The 17,995-nt window shown below is 66.5% G+C and carries 15 protein-coding genes; 6 read left to right on the top strand and 9 right to left on the bottom strand.

Features of this window, described 5'->3' with window-relative positions; translation table 11 throughout:
• Positions 1–107: 107 nt before the first annotated feature.
• Positions 108–419 carry a hypothetical protein gene (locus tag J5J86_RS05450; RefSeq protein WP_209103863.1) on the bottom strand — a complete coding sequence of 104 codons (312 nt, stop codon included), beginning with the start codon at positions 417–419 and terminating at the stop codon, positions 108–110.
• Between the two features lie 163 nt (positions 420–582).
• Here J5J86_RS05450 and J5J86_RS05455 point away from each other — a divergent pair, with 163 nt between their 5' ends.
• Positions 583–1,053, top strand: a complete 471-nt coding sequence (locus J5J86_RS05455) for an Lrp/AsnC family transcriptional regulator (RefSeq protein ID WP_209103864.1) — start codon at positions 583–585, stop codon at positions 1,051–1,053.
• A gap of 73 nt (positions 1,054–1,126) precedes the next feature.
• On the opposite strand, the gene J5J86_RS05460 is transcribed toward J5J86_RS05455, so the two are convergent.
• On the bottom strand, positions 1,127–2,137 hold the full coding sequence (locus tag J5J86_RS05460) for a GlxA family transcriptional regulator (RefSeq protein ID WP_209103865.1): 1,011 nt from the start codon (positions 2,135–2,137) through the stop codon (positions 1,127–1,129).
• A gap of 109 nt (positions 2,138–2,246) precedes the next feature.
• On the opposite strand from J5J86_RS05460, the gene J5J86_RS05465 reads away from it, so the two are divergent.
• The 4 genes from J5J86_RS05465 to J5J86_RS05480 all read left to right on the top strand — a co-directional run bounded on the left by J5J86_RS05465 (position 2,247) and on the right by J5J86_RS05480 (position 6,756).
• A complete protein-coding gene (locus tag J5J86_RS05465) occupies positions 2,247–2,951 on the top strand; it encodes a DJ-1/PfpI family protein (protein ID WP_247658082.1) in 705 nt (234 codons plus the stop codon).
• On the top strand, positions 2,948–4,024 hold the full coding sequence (locus J5J86_RS05470) for a Glu/Leu/Phe/Val family dehydrogenase (RefSeq protein ID WP_209103867.1): 1,077 nt from the start codon (positions 2,948–2,950) through the stop codon (positions 4,022–4,024). Before J5J86_RS05465 ends, J5J86_RS05470 begins: the two co-directional genes overlap by 4 nt.
• Before the next feature lie 114 nt (positions 4,025–4,138).
• Positions 4,139–5,398, top strand: coding sequence for an ABC transporter substrate-binding protein (locus J5J86_RS05475; RefSeq protein WP_209103868.1), 1,260 nt, complete (start codon positions 4,139–4,141; stop codon positions 5,396–5,398).
• Positions 5,399–5,541: 143 nt separating this feature from the next.
• A complete protein-coding gene (locus J5J86_RS05480; RefSeq protein WP_209103869.1) occupies positions 5,542–6,756 on the top strand; it encodes an NAD(P)/FAD-dependent oxidoreductase in 1,215 nt (404 codons plus the stop codon).
• A gap of 332 nt (positions 6,757–7,088) precedes the next feature.
• Here the strand turns inward: J5J86_RS05480 and J5J86_RS05485 are convergent, their stop codons facing one another.
• The gene (locus tag J5J86_RS05485; RefSeq protein WP_209103870.1) at positions 7,089–8,048 is read right to left on the bottom strand and encodes an amidohydrolase family protein; all 960 of its coding nucleotides are present in this window, start codon (positions 8,046–8,048) and stop codon (positions 7,089–7,091) included.
• A gap of 305 nt (positions 8,049–8,353) precedes the next feature.
• Here J5J86_RS05485 and J5J86_RS05490 point away from each other — a divergent pair, with 305 nt between their 5' ends.
• Positions 8,354–10,117, top strand: a complete 1,764-nt coding sequence (locus J5J86_RS05490) for a sulfatase-like hydrolase/transferase (RefSeq protein ID WP_247658084.1) — start codon at positions 8,354–8,356, stop codon at positions 10,115–10,117.
• 156 nt (positions 10,118–10,273) lie between these two features.
• Here J5J86_RS05490 and pbfA read toward each other — a convergent pair whose 3' ends face one another.
• From pbfA to J5J86_RS05520, 6 genes are all read right to left on the bottom strand, one after another.
• Positions 10,274–11,611, bottom strand: a complete 1,338-nt coding sequence (pbfA, locus tag J5J86_RS05495; RefSeq protein WP_209103872.1) for a (R)-1-hydroxy-2-aminoethylphosphonate ammonia-lyase — start codon at positions 11,609–11,611, stop codon at positions 10,274–10,276.
• A 35-nt stretch (positions 11,612–11,646) separates the two neighbouring features.
• On the bottom strand, positions 11,647–12,456 hold the full coding sequence (phnX, locus tag J5J86_RS05500) for a phosphonoacetaldehyde hydrolase (RefSeq protein WP_209103873.1): 810 nt from the start codon (positions 12,454–12,456) through the stop codon (positions 11,647–11,649).
• The gene (locus J5J86_RS05505; protein ID WP_209103874.1) at positions 12,453–13,592 is read right to left on the bottom strand and encodes a TIGR03364 family FAD-dependent oxidoreductase; all 1,140 of its coding nucleotides are present in this window, start codon (positions 13,590–13,592) and stop codon (positions 12,453–12,455) included. Before J5J86_RS05505 ends, phnX begins: the two co-directional genes overlap by 4 nt.
• A complete protein-coding gene (locus J5J86_RS05510; protein ID WP_247658086.1) occupies positions 13,589–15,610 on the bottom strand; it encodes a putative 2-aminoethylphosphonate ABC transporter permease subunit in 2,022 nt (673 codons plus the stop codon). Before J5J86_RS05510 ends, J5J86_RS05505 begins: the two co-directional genes overlap by 4 nt.
• On the bottom strand, positions 15,603–16,763 hold the full coding sequence (locus J5J86_RS05515; RefSeq protein WP_209103875.1) for a putative 2-aminoethylphosphonate ABC transporter ATP-binding protein: 1,161 nt from the start codon (positions 16,761–16,763) through the stop codon (positions 15,603–15,605). Before J5J86_RS05515 ends, J5J86_RS05510 begins: the two co-directional genes overlap by 8 nt.
• Before the next feature lie 155 nt (positions 16,764–16,918).
• Complete coding sequence (locus J5J86_RS05520; protein WP_209103876.1) at positions 16,919–17,932, bottom strand: putative 2-aminoethylphosphonate ABC transporter substrate-binding protein; 1,014 nt, start codon at positions 17,930–17,932, stop codon at positions 16,919–16,921.
• Positions 17,933–17,995 lie beyond the last annotated feature (63 nt).

The following is a 17,995-nucleotide window of genomic DNA, read 5'->3' on the forward strand; positions in this document are numbered from 1 at the left end:
CTGGTCTGCAAAATGTGCCGGATGGGGGCCGGATCGCGCCGGCCGAACCGTTGAGGATGCCGCGGAATTTCGGTCATGGGCGCCCTTCGAGCCATGCGCCCGCGCGATCAGTAGGGGCTCGTGAGCGAAGGGGCGGAGCGCGCCGTGTGGGCGCACGCCTTCACGTGTGAGGGATCGACCTCATCGGCCGCGGCCAACAGCATCTCGGCGGCGGTCACACCGACGATCTGTCCGATGCGCACGGTGATATGGCGCGCAGCCTGTTCGGATTCCGCCTCATAGCTGAGATGGACGAGGAAGCCGTCATTCCGCTTCGCGGTTTCCAGTTCCAGCATCTCCACGCTCAGGCGGCGGAGCAGGTCCAGGGCGCGAATGGCCGCGTCGACGCTGACCACGTCCAGCCGTAGCCGATATGTCATTGCCGCACCCTCCACGCGTCATTCCCAAGGACGGGAGACCCTACCGCGTTTTGCGCCAGATTTTCTCCTGTTATTCGGGAATAAAAGTATTTTTCCGGATGGATTTTCTGATTTATATCCATTTAGCGGATGATTTTTCTGACTACGGTCACAAGGCGCCCTCATGCAGAAGGACAAGGGTCTCGACGAGATCGACCGGCGCATCCTGCGTGTCCTGCGCAAGCAGGCGCGCCTAGCCAACAACGAGCTGGCCGAGAAGGTCGGGCTTTCACCCAGTCCATGCTGGACCAGGGTGCGCCGTCTTGAGGATGCGGGCTATATCGACAGCTATGTGGCCGTGCTCAACCAGGCACAGCTGGGGCTCGGCGATACCGTCATCATCGAGGTGACCCTGGACCGTCACGACGAGGATCAGATCCAGAAATTCGGACAGGCCCTCGCCGAGCTTCCCGAGGTTCTGGAGGCCTATCTGACCACGGGCGAATACGACTATTTCATCAAGGTCGCGGTGGACGGCACGGCCGGCTATGAGCGCTTCCTGCGGGAGCGACTCTACAAGGTGCCGGGCATCCGGCACAGCCGCTCCTCCTTCGCCCTCAAATGCCTGAAGCGGGAATTATCGCCGGTGCCGTGAGGGGGTCCGACAGCCCAACCGGGTCTAACCGCACCTGCACGGTGGCACTCCTTGCCGCCGACCTGAAGAGGCTTTATCCCGGTCGGACCGAGGTTCCATCGGGATCGACGCCCCGTCCGGCATCCGTCGCCCCAAACTGGCCCCGGTAATCCTGGGGATTCACCCCCAGCCGCCGACGGAAAGCGCGCCGCATGCGCTCCTCGTCGGCAAAGCCGCAGCGCACAGCGATTTCCTTGATGGACTGCCGCGTCTCCTCCAGGGCCCGGCGTGCCGCATCGAGGCGCAATTCCTCCACGACCTTTGCCGGCGTCCGGCCCGTGCGCGCCGCATACAGGCGCGCGAACGTGCGCGGGCTCATGGACACGCGCTGCGCCAGCGTCTCCACGCGCAAATCCTGGTCGAGGTGATCACTGATCCAGCTGTGCAGGGCCTCGAAGCCCCCGTCGTCCGCCTCCTGCAGGGCAAGCGGCACGCTGAACTGCGTTTGCCCCCCTGACCTTTTCAGGAACACGACGAGCCGCTTGGCCACCCGGATGGCTTCGGCATGACCCCGGTCGTCCTCGATCAGGGCCAGCGCCAGATCGATGCCGGCTGTCACCCCTGCCGAGGTCCAGATGGGACCGTCATGCTCATAGATGGCATCGGGCGACACGGTCAGCTCGGGGAAGCGATCCTGCAGAAGCTTGCATGAAGCCCAATGCGTCACCACCCGCCGCCGGTCCAGCAGCGCCGCGGCGGCCAGCACGAAGGTGCCCGTGCACACGGAGCAGAGGCGACGAATGCCGCCGGCATTCGCGGCGAGCCAAGCCAGCAGGCGCGGCTCGCGCGCCGCCCCGTGGACACCGGGGCCGCCGACAATGACCAGGGTATCCACCGCGCCGACGCTGGAAAGGGGGGCGCTCATCACCTCCAGGCCGCAGGATGTACGGATGAGCCCACCCTCTGCCGAGGCGACGGTCAGCCGATAGGGCGGCACCCCGCCCTCGCTTGTCTCGCAGGACAGCTCGAACACGGCGAGAGGGCCGGAGAGGTCGAGCAGAAGCGCCTGGGGGAACACCACGAAGACGACGTGTCGCTGCTGCAAGCCCCCTCCATCGCATTGCCAGCGGTTGGCAGGAAAGGTGGGTAGAATGTCGTTTCCGCCTCAGCCTGTCATGCACAAACTCATGTCACCACACCCAAAGGGGGACGACGTGAGTCAGGAAACGCTTGAGATCGGGCTTCTCTTCTTCCCGGGCATGACCCAGCTGGATGTCACCGGACCATTTGAGGTGCTGGCTCGGCTTCCGGGCGCCCGGATGCACCTCTTGTGGAAGTCCATCGAGCCGATCACCAGCGATGTGGGCCTCACCTTGATGCCGACCACCACGTTCGCGGACTGCCCGAAGCTGGATGTCCTGTGCGTCGGAGGTGGTCCGGGCCAGATGGCGCTTATGGACGACCCGGAGGTGATGGCCTTTGTCGCCAGCGCCGGGGCGAGCGCCCGCTATGTCACCTCTGTCTGCGCCGGCTGCTTCATCCTGGCAGGGGCCGGCCTGCTGAATGGCTACAAGTCGGCATGCCACTGGCTGTCGCGCGACCAGCTTTCGATCCTCGGCGCGATCCCCGTCAAGGAGCGCATCGTGGTCGACCGCAATCGCATCTCGGGCGGCGGCGTCACCGCGGGGGTCGACTTCGCCTTCCAGGTTGCGGCGGAGCTGTGCGGCGACGACGTCGCGCGGCGGCTCCAGCTGTTGCTGGAATATGATCCCAAGCCGCCCTTCGATGTCACGGAGGACAACGCGCCTCCCGCGCTTCTGGCGGAGATCCGCACCCTCGCCGCTCCCATGCTGGATGAGCGCCTGCGGTCCAGCGAGCGGGCCGCCGCGCGGCTGCGCGACCGGGGAGGACCGCAATGACGCCGCGCATCACCGCGCAGCACGAGGACGGCCAACGCATCTTCCACTTCGCGGACCCTGAGGCGAGCCTGTCGGGCATTATCGTCGTGGACTCGCTGGCCCTGGGACCGGCGACCGGAGGATGCCGCTTCTGGCACTATGACGACGGCGCCGCCATGCTTTCCGATGCGCGGCGTCTCGCCCGCGGCATGAGCTACAAGAATGCCATGGCCGGTCTCCCCTTGGGCGGCGGGAAGTCCGTCATCCGCCGCCCAGAGGGGGCTTTTGACCGGACGGCGCTGTTCCAGGCCTTCGGTCGTGTCCTTCAGGAGATCGGCGGGGATTATCTTGCCGCCGAGGACGTCGGAACCACGCCTGGCGACATGGAAGTCGTGCGGGCGCAGACACCCTTCGTCTTCGGGCTTCCCGCCCATGGCGGACGTGCGGGAGGCGACCCCTCGCCCTGGACGGCGCTCGGTGTATTCCTCTGCATCGCGCATGTCTGCGCGCGGCACGCCCTGCCCCTTTCGGAGAGCCGCGTGGCGGTGCAGGGGCTGGGCCATGTGGGCGCCGATCTTTGCCGGCGTCTGCACGCGGCCGGCGCGACGCTGATCGTCTCCGATGTGCAGACCGAGGCGGTCGCGCGCCTGCGTGCGGAACTTCCTGTGCAGGTGATGTCGCCGGACGAGATCCATGCGGCCGACGTGGACATCTTCGCGCCCTGTGCCCTGGGCGGCGTGCTCAACCAAGAGACCATTGCCCATATGCGCGCGCGCTTCATCGTGGGCGCCGCGAACAACCAGCTCTCCACCGCCGAGGATGCGGCCCGCCTGCATGCGCGCGGCATTCTTTTTGTGCCCGACTTCGTGGCCAATGCGGGGGGTATCATCAATGTCGCCGCCGAATATCTCGGCCACGACGAGGACACGGTGCGCAAGGCCGTCGCCCGCATTCCCGACCGGCTCGCCGACGTGCTCGACCGTGCCGACGCCACCGCAAGGCCGCCCGCCGAGGTGGCCGACGCCATGGCCCGGGACGTGATCGCGGACGCGGCAGCGCGGATCCCAGGCAGCGGCCGCCAGCGGCCCTTGTAGCCAGCCGCGCCGCGTACGGCACCAGCACGGAACAGGCGGCGGCCAAGCAGACGCCCCCGCCGCCTGCCCTCAATCCAGAAAGCCGCAACGACGGCACGCAGGGGAACAGCAGACATGAAACAGGATCAGGACAGGCAGAGCCGCAAACATCGCTTGCGGGCACTGTGGACATCAAGCCTCGGCGCCCTGATGGCCCTCGCCGTCATGGCGACGCCGTCATCGGCCCAGATTTCCGACGGGGTGGTCAAGATCGGCATCCTCAACGACCAATCGGGCCCGTTCTCCGATCTTGCGGGCAAGGGATCGGTGGTGGCTGCCAAGCTGGCGCTGGAGGATTTCAAGAAGATCGCGCCCGACGTAAAGGTGGAACTGCTGGTCGCGGACCACCAGAACAAGGCGGACGTGGGCGCGCAGATCGTGCGCCGATGGTTCGCCGAAGGCGTCGACATGGTGGCCGATGTCACCAATTCGGCTGTCGCGCTCGCCGTCCAGGCCCTGGCGCGGGAAAAGAACAAGGTGGTCATGTACTCGGCCGTGGGGACGGTGGACATCACCGGCAAGCAGTGCGCCCCGACGGGCTTTGCCTGGCTCCACGACAATTACAACCTGGTCGCCGGCCCCATCCGCAAGCTGGTCAGCCAGGGACAAGACAAGTGGTTCTTCATCGCCGCCGACTATGCCTTCGGACGGAACATGGTGGCTGAATCCGAGCGGATGCTGAAATCCGTGGGCGGAAAGTCACTGGGCGCGGTCTTCCATCCCATCGGCAATGCGGACTATTCCTCTTTCCTGCTGCAGGCGCAGGGGTCGGGCGCCAAGGTGGTGGCCCTCGCCAATGCCGGTGAGCAACTGGTCTCCTCCATCAAGCAGTGGAACGAGTTCAACATGAGTGCCGGCGGCCAGACGCCGGTGGCGCTCCTGATGTTCCTGACCGACATCCACGGCATGGGCCTCCAGACGGCCAAGGGCCTCACGGGCATCACCGCCTGGTACTGGGACCTCAATGACGACACCCGCGCCTTCGCCAAACGCTTTTATGCGCTGCACGGTGCCATGCCCACCGCGCCGCAGGCGGCGGTCTATTCCGCCGTCTTCCACTATCTGAAGGCGGTGGCGGCGATCAATTCGGACGATACCGACCGCGTCGCGGAGAAGATGCGCGCCACCCCGGTGGACGACTTCTACGCCCCCGGCGCAAAGATCCGGGCGGACAGCAAGCTGGTCCACGATTTCTACCTGGTCCAGGTGCGCGAGCCGAAGGAGCTGGAGAAGCCCTGGGCCTATTATAAGGTGCTGGAGACGGTCTCCGCCGACGTCGCCTACCGGCCGCTGAGCGAGAGCGACTGCCCGCTGGTGACCAACGCCGCGAAGTAAAGCGATCGCGCCGCTCCCCGATCCGGCGCAGGGCGGGTGTCAGGGAGCGGCGCAGATGCGCGGCCGCCTCCGACGGCGCTGGCAAGAGCGCGCGCAAGGCTCTGAATTCCGCCACCGCCTGCGCCCAAGTTCAAAGGAGCATCATGGCTGACATCGTGGTTCTCGGCGCCGGCATGGTTGGCATCACCACGGCGCTGGCCCTGCAGGAGCGCGGACACGCCTGCGTGGTGATCGATCGCGCCCCTCCGGGATCGGAAACAAGCTACGGCAATGCGGGCATCATCCAGGCGGAAGCGGTCGAGCCCTACGCGCTGCCGACGAGCCCGCTGGTGTTGCTCCAGATGGCATTGGGGGCGAGGAATGCCGTTGATCTGCATTGGCCCTCGCTGCCCGGCCAGTTTCCCGCGCTCTTGGCCTACTGGCGTGCGTCCGGGGCCCGCTCTCTGCGCGAGATCATCCCGCTCTGGCGGCAGCTCATCGGCGAGGCCGTGCCCCGGCATGCGGCGCTCATCACCGCATCCGGCGCCGAAAGCCTGATCCGCCGCGAGGGCTATTGGGAGGTGCATGACACGCAGAAAGGGTTAGCTGCCGCGGTTCAGGCGGCGGAGCGCCGGAAGGCGGAGCATGGTGTTGAATTCGCCGTTGTCGACGGCGCCACGCTGGCATCGGCAGAGCCGGCCATCCGCCGCGCCCCCGCCGGAGCGCTTCACTGGATCGCACCCTGGACCTGCCTGTCGCCCGGCGCGCTGGTGGCAGCCTATGCGCGTCTGTTCGCAGCGCGCGGCGGGCGCATCCTGACGGCCGACGCCCGCACGCTCGCGCGCACGGGGGCGGGATGGCAGGTGGCAGGGGAGCAGGCCGAGCAGATTGTTGTCGCCCTCGGCCCCTGGTCGCCCGAGCTCCTGCGGCCCCTCGGCTATCGCATGCCCATGGTGCGCAAGCGCGGGTACCACAGGCATTATTCGGGCGCCACCCACCTGCGCCGCCCCTTGCTCCTGGCGGATCATTCGGTGGTCCTGGCGCCCATGCGCGACGGCCTGAGGATCGCCACGGGGGCGCAGATCTCCACCGCAGGCCCCAGCGCCCGTCCGCGCCAGCTCAGACGGGGAGAAGCAGCGGCCCGCTCGCTCCTCGATCTTGGGGCGCCAGTGGAGGCGACCCCTTGGTCCGGTACGCGCCCGTGCCTTCCCGGAATGCTGCCGCTGGTCTGCCGGGCGCCCCGGCATCCCGGCCTCTGGCTGCATTTCGGCCACGGCCACCAGGGTTTCACACTTGGCCCGGTGACATCAGCGCGGCTCGCCCGTGCCGTTGATGGAGATGCGGCGGCGATAGACGGGCTTGACCGGGGCCTCGACTGATCGCTCGGCGAGCCGGCCGAGGCGGTGCAGCGCATTGCCGGCACCGGCGACAGGCGCTGGAAGGTGCCCGGCGGCTCGACTGGTGGACGGTCCTCTACAATCCGCGTTCGGCATCACCAAGGATAGGACGACGCTCTAGAAAGTGGCCCCATAAATTTGAGCGGGTGAGCGTGTCCCGCCAGCTGAGCCACCGTATGCTCGCTGCGGATCGCCTCCAGGGCCACCTTGGCCTTGAAATCCCAAGAATACCGTTTCCTCTTCCCGGCCGTCGGGCTCGTCCTTCCGCCAGGCCGAACCAACCTCAGCGACCTGTCCGGGTTTCGGGGACCACCTCATGCCTTGATGCGCATGACGCCGATGGCATTGCCGCGAGCGACTTTTTCGCGGGTTGTCTCGTCGAGCGGCGCGGCATCGAGGAAGCGGCCTGCCATCGCCGAATCCTCGTACGGATAGTCGATGGAGAACAGCACCTTGTCGGCCCCGAGCGCGGAGAGCGCCGCGATCAGCGGGACGTTGTCGAACTGGCCGGACGTGGTCACGAACATGTTCCGCTTCAGATAGAAGGACGGCACTTCCTTGAGGGGGCGCTTGCCGACGATGAGTGCGGCGCGGCTGTCGAAGCGCCACAGGTGGTAGGGCATGGTCTCGCCCATGTGGCCGAGGATGATCTTCAGCCTGGGAAAGCGATCGAACACGCCGGAGAAGAGCAGGCGCAGGAAATGCGAGGAGGTCTCGAAGTTCCACTCCCAGGTCGGCTTCACGAGCTCCGGGGCGCCTTCGAGCACGTAGGGCAGCACGAAGGAATCCGTCGGGTGCAGATAGAGTGGCGTGTCGAGGGCCTGCATGCGCTCCCAGAACGGATCGTATCTGGGATCGTCAAGATAGACGCCGTTTGTGTGGCCGTTGACCAGGGCGCCGACGAAGCCGAGCTCGCTCACGCAGCGTTCCAGCTCAGCGGTTGCCGCCGGCACATCCTGCATGGGCAAATGGGCAAAGCCCCGATACCGGGCCGGCTGCTTGACGATCTCCGCCGCCAGCCGGTCATTGGCGTCTCGGGCGAGCTTCACGGCCACGGCGGGGTCGGGCTCGGCCTGCACGCCCGGCCCGGATATGGACAGGACCGCAATATCCACGCCGGCCTCGTCCATGGCGGCAAGCCGGCGCTCGCCGAAATCGAACATGAGCTGGCTCAGGTGCTCCGCGCCTTCCGCCGATACGCGCGGCATCGCAGCCCGCATATGCGGCTCCAGCCCGGGCGTGATGAAGTGCTCCTCAAGGGCGATCTTTTTCACGGGGGCTCCGGGGCTGGCGGCTGCGGGCACATGCGAGGACGCCGCAATCTACAGCGGTAGACATTGGATGAGAAGGGAGCTCCCCGTGCAGCTAAGCCCGCAACAACGTCCGCCAAGCTTAAGCTTTCCCTTTTACTTGCGGACATCGGGCGGTTGCCCGCCCCTTCAATTTCTCACAATATTTTCACTCGAGCTGGCGACGTTCACACAATCGTTTCTCCTATGGAACGATATATTGAGGGCTGATCATTCTCGACGCATGGCGGGAGGACCGGAAAATGGGCGAGAAGCCGGAGGGGACTATTGTGCCGTCGCGGAGAGAGATTTTCACCTCCGGCGCCGCCTTGGTGGCTGCCGGCCTCCTGCCGAAGGAGACACAGGCCGGGGGCCTGCCGTCCCGGTCGCCTTCCCCGATCAAGGCACCCGATGCACCGCCCGGCGGCTACAACATTCTGTTCATCCTGGTTGATCAGGAGCATTTCTTCGACGCATGGCCGTTTCCGGTGCCGGGCCGCGAATGGATCAAGGCCAACGGCATCACCTTCACCAACCACCAGGCTGCGTCCTGCGTGTGTTCGCCGGCGCGCTCGACGCTCTATACAGGCCTCCACATTCCCCATACCGGCGTCTTCGACAACGCCAATGCCCTGTGGCAGCCGGACATGTCGACGGATGTGAAGACGGTGGGCCACCGCCTCGCCCAGCTCGGCTATCACGCCGCCTATCAGGGCAAGTGGCACCTCTCGATCAATCTCGACCAGGTGAACGAGGCCATCGACGCGCCGTTCGCGAAATACCGCAAGATCATCGAAAGCTACGGCTTCGACGACTTCTTCGGCGTCGGCGACATCAACGACCGCACGCTCGGCGGCTACAATTACGACGACACCACCACGGCCTTCGCCACCCGCTGGCTGCGCACCCGCGGCCAGGAACTGAAGGCGGCCGGCAAGCCCTGGTATCTGGCGGTGAACTTCGTCAATCCCCACGACGTGATGTTCATCAATTCCGACCTGCCGGGCCAGACGGTCCAGGGCAAGCAGTCTTCCATGCCCATCGCGCGCGCGCCGGAAAATGACCTTTACAAGGCCACATGGGACGTGCCCTTGCCGTCCACACGGACCCAGGCCTTCAACACTCCCGGCCGCCCCAAGGCGCAGCAAATCTATCAGGAGGTCATCGACTTCCTGGTCGGCCAGTGGCCGGATGAGGACCGCCGCTGGCGGGTGCTGCAGAACTATTATTTCAACTGCATTCGCGACTGTGACCTGCAGGTCTTCCGCATGCTGGAGGCGATCAAGGCCAACGGCATGTCGGATGACACCATCATCGTCTTCACCGCCGATCACGGCGAGCTGGGCGGCCATCATCAGATGCGCGGCAAGGGCAATTCCACCTACCGCCAGCAAAATCACTTGCCCCTGATGATCGTTCACCCCGCCTATCCCGGCGGGCTCACCTGCAATGCGGTGACCTCGCAGATCGACCTCGCTCCCACCATCCTCGCGCTCACCGGCGTTGCGCCCGACAAGCTGAAGCAGGCGGGCGAAGGATTGCCGGGACATGATTTTTCATCCCTGCTCACCACGCCGGGCGCAGCCAAGCCGGATACGCTGCGGCCGGGGTCGCTGTTCTGCTACAATATGCTGAGCTATCAGGACGCGCGCTGGGCGGCCCATTTCGACGTGAAGTCGGACACTTCGGTCCCGCTCGCGCAACGCCTCGCCGCCATGGAAAAGCAACCGCCGGACTTCCGACTGCGCTGCTCCATCCGCAGCGTGTTCGATGGCCGCTACCGCTTCTCCCGCTACTTCTCCCCGCAGGGCTTCAACACGCCCGACACCTGGGAGGAACTGACTGGGAAGAACGATCTGGAAGTCTATGACCTTCAGGACGATCCCGACGAGGTGAACAACCTTGCCATGAAGGGGCGGGCAGCGGGCGACCTGATCATGGGGCTGAATGCCAAGCTGAACGGCCTCATCGCCGCGGAGGTTGGCGTGGACGATGGCAGCTTCCTGCCGTTCAAGGACGGCAAATGGGTCTTCCCCCCCGCGAGCGAACGGTAAGCGACATTTCTCTCATCGGGGCCTTGAGCGCCTGGTCATTCGCCAATGGAGACCTTGTCCCAGATCGCTGTTCCGACCTCCTCTCCCCAGCGGGGAAAGGAGGTCAGGTCCAGGTCGAAGCGGTCAAGCACACGGCCAATCGTATGAGTGACCATTTTATCCCTCCGCCGCCGCGAAGGCCGCCGCGAGGATGTCCAGGGATTGGGAGAATGCCTCGTCCGAGATGGTCAGGGGCGGGCAGAGGGTGAGCACCTTGCCGCCGCCCACCTTGAAGCTGAGGCCCCGCTCCAGGGCGGCATAAAGGATGCGGTCCGCCCGCACGCTCGCGGGCAGGCCGGCATGATCGCGCAGCTCCACGCCGAAGAACGCGCCGATATGGCGGACCTCCCGCACCTCCGGCCGCGCCGCGGCAAGGGCGTCGAGGCGCGCCCGCCCCGTCGCGCCCAGATGCCGGGCCCGGGCGCACAGATCCTCCTCCTCGATCACCTGAATGGCGGCGAGGCCGGCGGCGCTGCCCAGCGGGCTCTTCTCATGGGTGTAGTGGCCGAGCGCGACCTGGCCGGCAATATCCAGGTCTCGCCGCACCAGGAGCGCCGCCTGGGGCACGATGCCTCCGCCAAGCCCTTTCCCCAGCGCCACCATGTCGGGCACACAGCCCATCTGCTCGAACACATAGAAGGTGCCGCAGCGGGCGAGCGCGGAGGGGATTTCGTCAAACACCAGCAAGGTGCCGTGGCGGGCGCAGCTTGCCTTCACCTTGGCCCAGAAACCGGCCGGCGGCGGCTCAACCGTGGTCCAGCGCACCGGCTCGGCGATGAGGGCGGCCACGTCTCCCTGCACCTCCAGCACATAATCGATGTAATCGGCCAGCCGATCGATGGCGCCGTCATCGTCGCCGAAGAAGCGACGGGCCATTCCGGGCGGGGGCACATGCTCGGCGCCGGGCAGGAGCGGGCCCACATCCTTGCGGAACAGCGCCTCGCCGCCGACCGAAATGGCATCGAGATTGGCGCCGTGGAAGGCGTCCCACATGGACAGGGTCTTGTGCCGGCCGGTGGCATAGCGCGCCAGCTTCAGCGCCATGCCGATGGCGGCGGAGCCGGACGGCGCGAGCAGCACCTTGCCCAGCGGTTCCGGGGCAAGGTCCGCCAGCTTCTGCGCAAAGCTCACCGCCTCCTGGCAGGTGAAGCGGCGGGGGCAGAAGGGCAAGCTGTCCAGCTGCGCCTTGATGGCCGCCACCACGGCGGGATGGCCGTGGCCCAATTGGTGCACGCTGTTGCCGTGGAAGTCGAAGATTCGGCGGCCGGACTGGGTCACCAGCACGGAGCCTTCCGCATGAACGACCACGTCGAGGCATGGCGAGGACAGAGACTGATGCAGGAAGACATCCGCATCCGCCTCCAGCAGGTCCCGCGTGGGCGCATCGAGCCCGGCGCTCCAGGCAGCGCGCAGGGGAGAAGTGTTGACGTCGCCTTCGCTGGCCCCGCCCTGCATGATCCGGTCTCCCGACACCATTGCCTCGCCCGCGCTCACGGCCGCTCGCCCCGCGCCATGGCGCCTTCGATTTCGTCCAGCACCTCCCGCAGGTCCGCCACGCCATCGATGACGAAATGCGCGCCGGCGCGGGTCAATTTGCCATAGGCCTCGGCCCGGCGCGCCTCCAGCTCGTCATGGGAGAGAGCCTCGGTCTCGGCGGCATCCAGGCCGAACACATTGCCGGTGAGCGCGACGCCGACGCTCCAGCAGCCGGCATTCAGGCCCTCGGCCACGCCCACTTCGGTGTCATCCACCTTCACCACGGCGGCGGCGGGCCACACGCCGAGGTCGAGGAAGGTCTTGTACATCATGAGCGGGGTGGGCCGGCCCGCCGGCAGGTCGCCGGCGCACACCAGATTGTCCGGCGCATAGCCCTGCGCGGCCGCGCGCGGCAGAAGCGGCGCCATGATCTCGCGGGTATAGCCGGTGGTGGAGCCGATCTTCAGCCCCGCCGCGCGCAACTGGGCGGCGGTTTCGGCGGCGCCGGGGATGAGGGCGGAAAAATCGGTCACCACTTCCACATTGAGCGGCACGAAGACATCGTAGATGGCATCAATGTCCGCCTCGCCGGGGGCGCGGCCATGCACCTTTTCCCACTGGGCCGCGATGCGCGGCAGGCGGATGAGGGTGGAGATGTGGTCGCGCTTGGCCATGCCCATGGGGCCACGGGCCTCGTCGATGGAAATGTCCACGCCGAACTGCGCAAAGGCGCGCTGAAACACGCCCATGGGCGCCTTCGAGCCGTGATCCACCATGGTGCCGGCCCAGTCGAACACGACGGCCTTGAGATGGGTAAAGGTCATGCGGCGTCTCCAAACAGCTCGGCCAGGGTTTCCTCGGCGATGGCAAAGGCGGTGGAGGCCCCGGTGCCGCTGGTGACGATCACCAGTCGCACATCCGGTTGAGGGGCCACGCGCACCATCAGCTTGTCGGGCAAGGAGGCATAGGTGCCCATCCAGCGCTCCGCCACCCGCGCGCCGGACAGGCGCAGCACCGCATGGAGCTTGTCCAGCATGATGTTGTCCAAGCTGTCGGAGGAGAAGGGCGAGGGGCTGAAGCCATAATGATGGCTGTCGCCCACGATGAGCCCGCCATCGGCCCCCTGCACGGCGATGAGATGGACCCCGTTGGCAAGCGCCTGCGGCTGCTCCTGCTCCAGCCGGGCCCGCAGCGCCGCCGCCTCGGGCAGTTCCGCATAGCCCAGATAGCGCACCAGGGAGAGATCGGACATGACGGCTGCCGGCAGGCGGAAACCCGGGTCGGCGGGCATGACCTTGAGCATCTGAAGCCAGCAGCGCTGGATGCCCAAGGCGGCGATCTCCTCCGGGAAGAGGGTCACCAGGTCATCATTGGTGGAGACCACCACGCGGGCGCCGTGGATCTCGCCCTGGCTGGTGCGGACACGCCCCTCGTCCACCGCCGACACATGGCAGCGGCGGCGGAAGGTGACGCCCTTCGCCTCCTCCAGCCAGCGGGCAAGCTTCGGGATGGCGAAGCGGCTTTCCACCCGCCGCTCATGGGGGCTGTAGAGGGCGCCTTCCAGCAGCGTGTCATTGAGGACCGCGCCATAATGGCGGCGCGTCTGCTCGGCAGTGAAGAGTTCGCAGTCAGCGCCCATGTCGGTGGCGCGGAAGGCCTCCAGCACCGCCAGGGCCTCCGGCCGCTGCGCCACCACGATGAGGCCCTCATGCTCCACCACAATCCCGGCCTCCGGCGCCACCTCCAGCCAGATTTCCTGGGAGCGCCGTGCGCGGCGCCAGCAGTCGCCGGCCTGCTGGCCGGTCACGGTGACGAAGCCGAAATTGCGGACGGAGGCGCCGATGGCCTCGCTCTCCCGGTCCACCACGCAGACCGAAATGCCCCGGCGGGTGGCGATGAGCGCATGGGCGAGGCCGACAATGCCGGCCCCCACCACCACGAGGTCATATTTGGAGGTCATCGGACGCGCCATTCCTGGGTGCGGGCAAGGCCCCGGGAGAGCACCGCATGGACGCCCCGGGCCGCAAGATTGGTGTAGAAGATGAGCATGCACATGGCCGCCGCCGACTGGATCTGTCCGGCATCATCCATGTTCAGCGCCGCCACCGCCGCGAGCGTGGTGGAGGGCGCATACAGGAACACCACGGCCGACACGGTGGTCATGGCGTTCACGAAATAATAGGCCGCCACATCGAGGCCGGTGGGCATGCAGACCGGCATGGTGATGCGGGTAAACATGCGCGTCACCGGTTGCTTCAGGGAGGCGGCCACCGCCTCGAACTCCCGGTCCATGGCCTTCAGCGCGGTCAGGGCCGTGAGGTGCGAGACCGTGTAGAAATGGGTCACCGTGCAGATCACCAGGATCGCCATGGTGCCATAGAGCGGGTTCAGCGGATTGGACTTGTCGTTGAAGAAGAAGATGTAGGCAAGGCCAAGCACGAGGCCGGGAATGGCCATGGGCAGCATGGCAAGGAAGTGGAGGCCGGTCCGCGCGGCCAGGAAGCCGCGCCCCTTCTCCACCAGATAGGCGCCCACAAACACCACCACCGTGCCGATGACCGCGGTGTAGAAGGCCAGGCGCAGGGAGTTGAAATAGGAGCCCCAGCCGCCGCCATCCACGCCCTCAAAGGCGAAATGGGTCAGGCTCATGGACAGGTCGTAGGGCCAGAAGCGCACCAGGGCGGCATATTGCGACACGCCCAGCACCAGCAGCAGAAGACCGGCCACCACGCAGCAGAAGGCGAAGGCAGCCCAGTCGAGGGCGCCATTGCGCTGTGGGGCATAAGGCACGGCGCGGGCGGTGAGCAGGGCCACCTGGCGGGCGGTGACCAGCCGGTCGACGAAAAAGGCCACCACCGCCGGAATGAGCAGGATCACCGACACCACCGCGCCCATGGCGAAATTCTGCTGGCCCACCACCTGCTTGTAGATGTCCACCGCGAGCACGTTGAAGTCGCCACCCACCACTTTGGGCACGCCGAACTCGGTGATGGTGAGGGTGAACACAACGAAGGCCGCCGAGATGAGGCCATAGCGGGCGCCGGGCAAGGTCACGGTGAAGAAGGCCCGCCGGGGCGGCGTGCGCAGCACCCGCGCCGCCTCATAGAGGCGGGCATCGGAGACCGCGAGCGCGGTCGCGATGATGAGGAAAGCGTGGGGGAAGGTGTAGAACACGCAGCCCGCGATGATGCCGCCGGCGCCATAGATCTTGGCGCCGAACAGCAATTCCTTCAGCAGGCCCTGATTGCCGAACAGATACACCAGCGACAGGCCCGCCAGCAGCGAAGGCACCAGGATGGGCACCATGGCGATGGTGCGGAACAGGCCCTTGGCGGGCATGCAGGTGCGGGTGAGGGCATAGGCGAAGCCGAAGGCCAGCAGCACCGTGATGAAGGTGGTGGCCAGCGACACCGCGAAGCTGTTGGCGATGGACTGGGTCAGCGCGGGATTGCTGAAATAGGCGAGGTAATTGTCGAGGCTGCGCACGGTGCCGGCGCGCAGCACCAGGCGGCGCAGGTCCTGGGCCGAGACCTCCGCCCATTCGCCGGGCGCCACCGGCTTGCCGGACAGATCGAGCGTGCCGTCGGCGGTGCCGGTGAGGCGCATGCGCAGCCCCTCCAGCGGCACGCCGTCGAAGGTGCGCTTGGGAAACAGCTGCGCCGCCGTGAGCGAGGTGGAGCGGCGGGCCTGATCCACCCCCGCGCCGAGGCCGAGTTTCGGCGCCAGCGCCTCCAGCGTGCCCGCCGGCACGAAGCCCGCGCCCGTGTCCACCTGCAGTTCCACGGCGCCGTAGGGGAAGGCGCGGACCTCGGTGGACTTCCACAACATGAACAGGATGGGCAGCGCCAGGCTGACCACCAAATAAAGGCCGATCATCAGGGTGAAGACCAGCATCAGCCGGTCATCACGCCCCACCTTGGGGCGGATGGTCGGCGCGTGCGGCAGGGCCGTCACGCGGGCGGCAGCGGCATCAGACATGATGTGCTCCCGCGCCCTTGGCCTTGTCCTCGTAGATGCGCAGCCGTTCGGACGGCAGGCTCACCTCGACGGGCTTGCCGGGAACGATCTGGAGCGCACGCACCAGTTCCTGGGACGACTGCGCCACCAGCAAGGCGGGACGGAAGTCCCGATGGGAGAGGCTCAGGCGCACGTGGGAGCCGAGGAATTCCACATGCTCCACCACCATCTCCACCCGGTTGGCGGACTGCCAGTCGGAATGGGGGTCGGCGCCGATGATGCGCACATCCTCCGGGCGGATGGCGGCGGTGACGCGCACGCCGTCCGCCGGCAAGCCCCGGCCGGCCCGCAGCCGGACCTCGCCCACATGCACCTCTCCGCCATTGGCGATCTCGCCCGCAAAGAAGTTCATGGCGCCGATGAAGTCGGCGACGAAGCGGGTGGCGGGGCTATTATAGATTTCAGCAGGCGTGCCCACCTGCTCCACCACGCCCACATTCATCACCACCACCCGGTCCGCCATGGAGAGCGCCTCGTCCTGGTCGTGGGTGACCATGACGGTGGTGACGCCGAGGCGGGCCTGGAGTTGCTTCAGCTCGTTGCGCAGATGGAGGCGCACCTTGGCATCGAGCGCGCTCAAGGGCTCGTCCAGCAAGATCAGGCCGGGGCTCGGCGCCAGGGCGCGGGCCAGGGCCACGCGCTGCTGCTGGCCGCCGGAAATCTGCGAGGGATATTTGTGGCCGTGCTCTTTCAGACCGACCAGATCGAGCAATTCCTCCACCCGCGCCGAAATGGCCGCGCGCGGCATGCGCCGGTTTTCCAGCCCGAAGGCGATGTTCTGGCGCAGCGTGAGGTTGGGGAACAGGGCATAGGACTGGAACACGATGCCGAAGTCGCGCTCCTCCGGGGGCAAGGCGGAAATGTCCCGGCCGGCCTGATGGATGGTGCCCGAGGATTGGATGTCGAGGCCGGCAATGGCGCGCAGCAAGGTGGTCTTGCCGCAGCCGGACGGGCCGAGAAAGCAGACGAACTCGCCTTCCCCGACCTCCAGCGAGACGCCCTTCAGCGCCACGAAGTCCTTGAAACGCTTGGTGACATTCTCCACCACCAGATAGGGCGAGCGCGCGGGCGGCTCAAGGGCAGCCAGCGCCAGCTCAACGGCGTGCTCAGTCATGTGGAAGCCCCTCGATCTGCAACGCCGGCCCCCTGCGGCCCGGGCTGCCCTGATCCCCCGTCGAAGGCTGCCGCATGCGGCATGCCTCCGGCAGTTCCCTTGCGATGGCCCGGTTTTTATGGCCCGCTGCCGACGCGCCGGACAGAAGGGCTGGCTCAGCCCTTGGGCTCGGACTTGCTGCCGAAGCGCTTCTGCCACTCTTCGAGAATGGCGGCGCGATGGGAGGCGGCCCATTCAAAGTCGTTCTTGATGAGCTTGGCCTTGATGTCCGCCGGCACGTTTTTGATGGCCTCTTCCATCGCCGGATTACCGAGGATGGCGTAGTTCTTGGCGTAGATCTTCATGGCATCGTCGGAGACGGCCCAGTCGATCAGCTTCTTGGCATCGGCCTCATTGGGTGTGCCCTTGATGATGGCCGAGGCCTCCACGTCCCAGCCGACGCCTTCGGTCGGCACCACGGCCACCACCGGCGCGCCCTGGTTGATGACGCGGGCGGCGCGGAACTCGAAGGAAATGCCGATGGGATATTCGCCGGATGCCGCCAGCGTGCAGGGCTTGGAGCCGGAATGGGTGTAGGTGGCGATGTTGTGGTGCAGGGCGTCCATATAGGCCCAGCCCTTCTGGTCGCCCCACATCTGCAGCCAGCTGGACACGTCCAGGAAGCCGGTGCCGGAGGAGGCCGGATTGGGCATCACGATGAGGCCCTTATATTCCGGCTTGATGAGGTCGGCCCAGGAGGTGGGAATGGGCAGGTCCCGCTTCTTCATCTCCACCGTATTGACGCACAGCGCCGCGGCCCAGGCATTGGTGCCCACCCAGGTGGGCGGGGTGTCCTTGGAGACGAAGCGCGGGTCGATCTTGTCGAGGCCCTTGGGCGCATAGCCCTCGAGCATGCCTTCCGCGTCCAGCAATTGCAGCGAGGTGGCGGCGGTGCCGAGCACCACGTCCGCCTGGGGATTATCCTTTTCCGCGAGCAGCTTGGCGGTGATGATGCCGGTGGAATCGCGGACCCAGCGAATGCTGATGCCGGGATTCTTTTCCTCGAAGCTCTTCTTATAGACCGGCAGGAGATCGGCCTCCAGCGCAGTATAAACCGTCAATTCACCGGCATGGGCCACGCCGGAGAGCAACACCAAGCTCGCCGCCAAGAGGCTGGTGATCCGCGTCATGGTTTTCTCCTGCACCGAGGCCATCCCTTCGGGCGGTTGTGCGCCGCCTAATGGCCAAGCCTA

Origin of the sequence: Aquabacter sp. L1I39 (genome assembly GCF_017742835.1) — a bacterium.
Lineage (GTDB): Bacteria > Pseudomonadota > Alphaproteobacteria > Rhizobiales > Xanthobacteraceae > L1I39.

Bases quoted from the DNA above. Each gene is read 5' to 3' on its own strand.
- J5J86_RS05450 (WP_209103863.1), bottom strand. From the start codon at position 419: ATGACATATCGGCTACGGCTGGACGTGGTCAGCGTCGACGCGGCCATT.
- J5J86_RS05455 (WP_209103864.1), top strand. From the start codon at position 583: ATGCAGAAGGACAAGGGTCTCGACGAGATCGACCGGCGCATCCTGCGT.
- J5J86_RS05470 (WP_209103867.1), top strand. From the start codon at position 2,948: ATGACGCCGCGCATCACCGCGCAGCACGAGGACGGCCAACGCATCTTC.
- J5J86_RS05475 (WP_209103868.1), top strand. From the start codon at position 4,139: ATGAAACAGGATCAGGACAGGCAGAGCCGCAAACATCGCTTGCGGGCA.
- J5J86_RS05480 (WP_209103869.1), top strand. From the start codon at position 5,542: ATGGCTGACATCGTGGTTCTCGGCGCCGGCATGGTTGGCATCACCACG.
- pbfA (WP_209103872.1), bottom strand. From the start codon at position 11,611: ATGCAGGGCGGGGCCAGCGAAGGCGACGTCAACACTTCTCCCCTGCGC.
- phnX (WP_209103873.1), bottom strand. From the start codon at position 12,456: ATGACCTTTACCCATCTCAAGGCCGTCGTGTTCGACTGGGCCGGCACC.
- J5J86_RS05505 (WP_209103874.1), bottom strand. From the start codon at position 13,592: ATGACCTCCAAATATGACCTCGTGGTGGTGGGGGCCGGCATTGTCGGC.
- J5J86_RS05510 (WP_247658086.1), bottom strand. From the start codon at position 15,610: ATGTCTGATGCCGCTGCCGCCCGCGTGACGGCCCTGCCGCACGCGCCG.
- J5J86_RS05515 (WP_209103875.1), bottom strand. From the start codon at position 16,763: ATGACTGAGCACGCCGTTGAGCTGGCGCTGGCTGCCCTTGAGCCGCCC.
- J5J86_RS05520 (WP_209103876.1), bottom strand. From the start codon at position 17,932: ATGACGCGGATCACCAGCCTCTTGGCGGCGAGCTTGGTGTTGCTCTCC.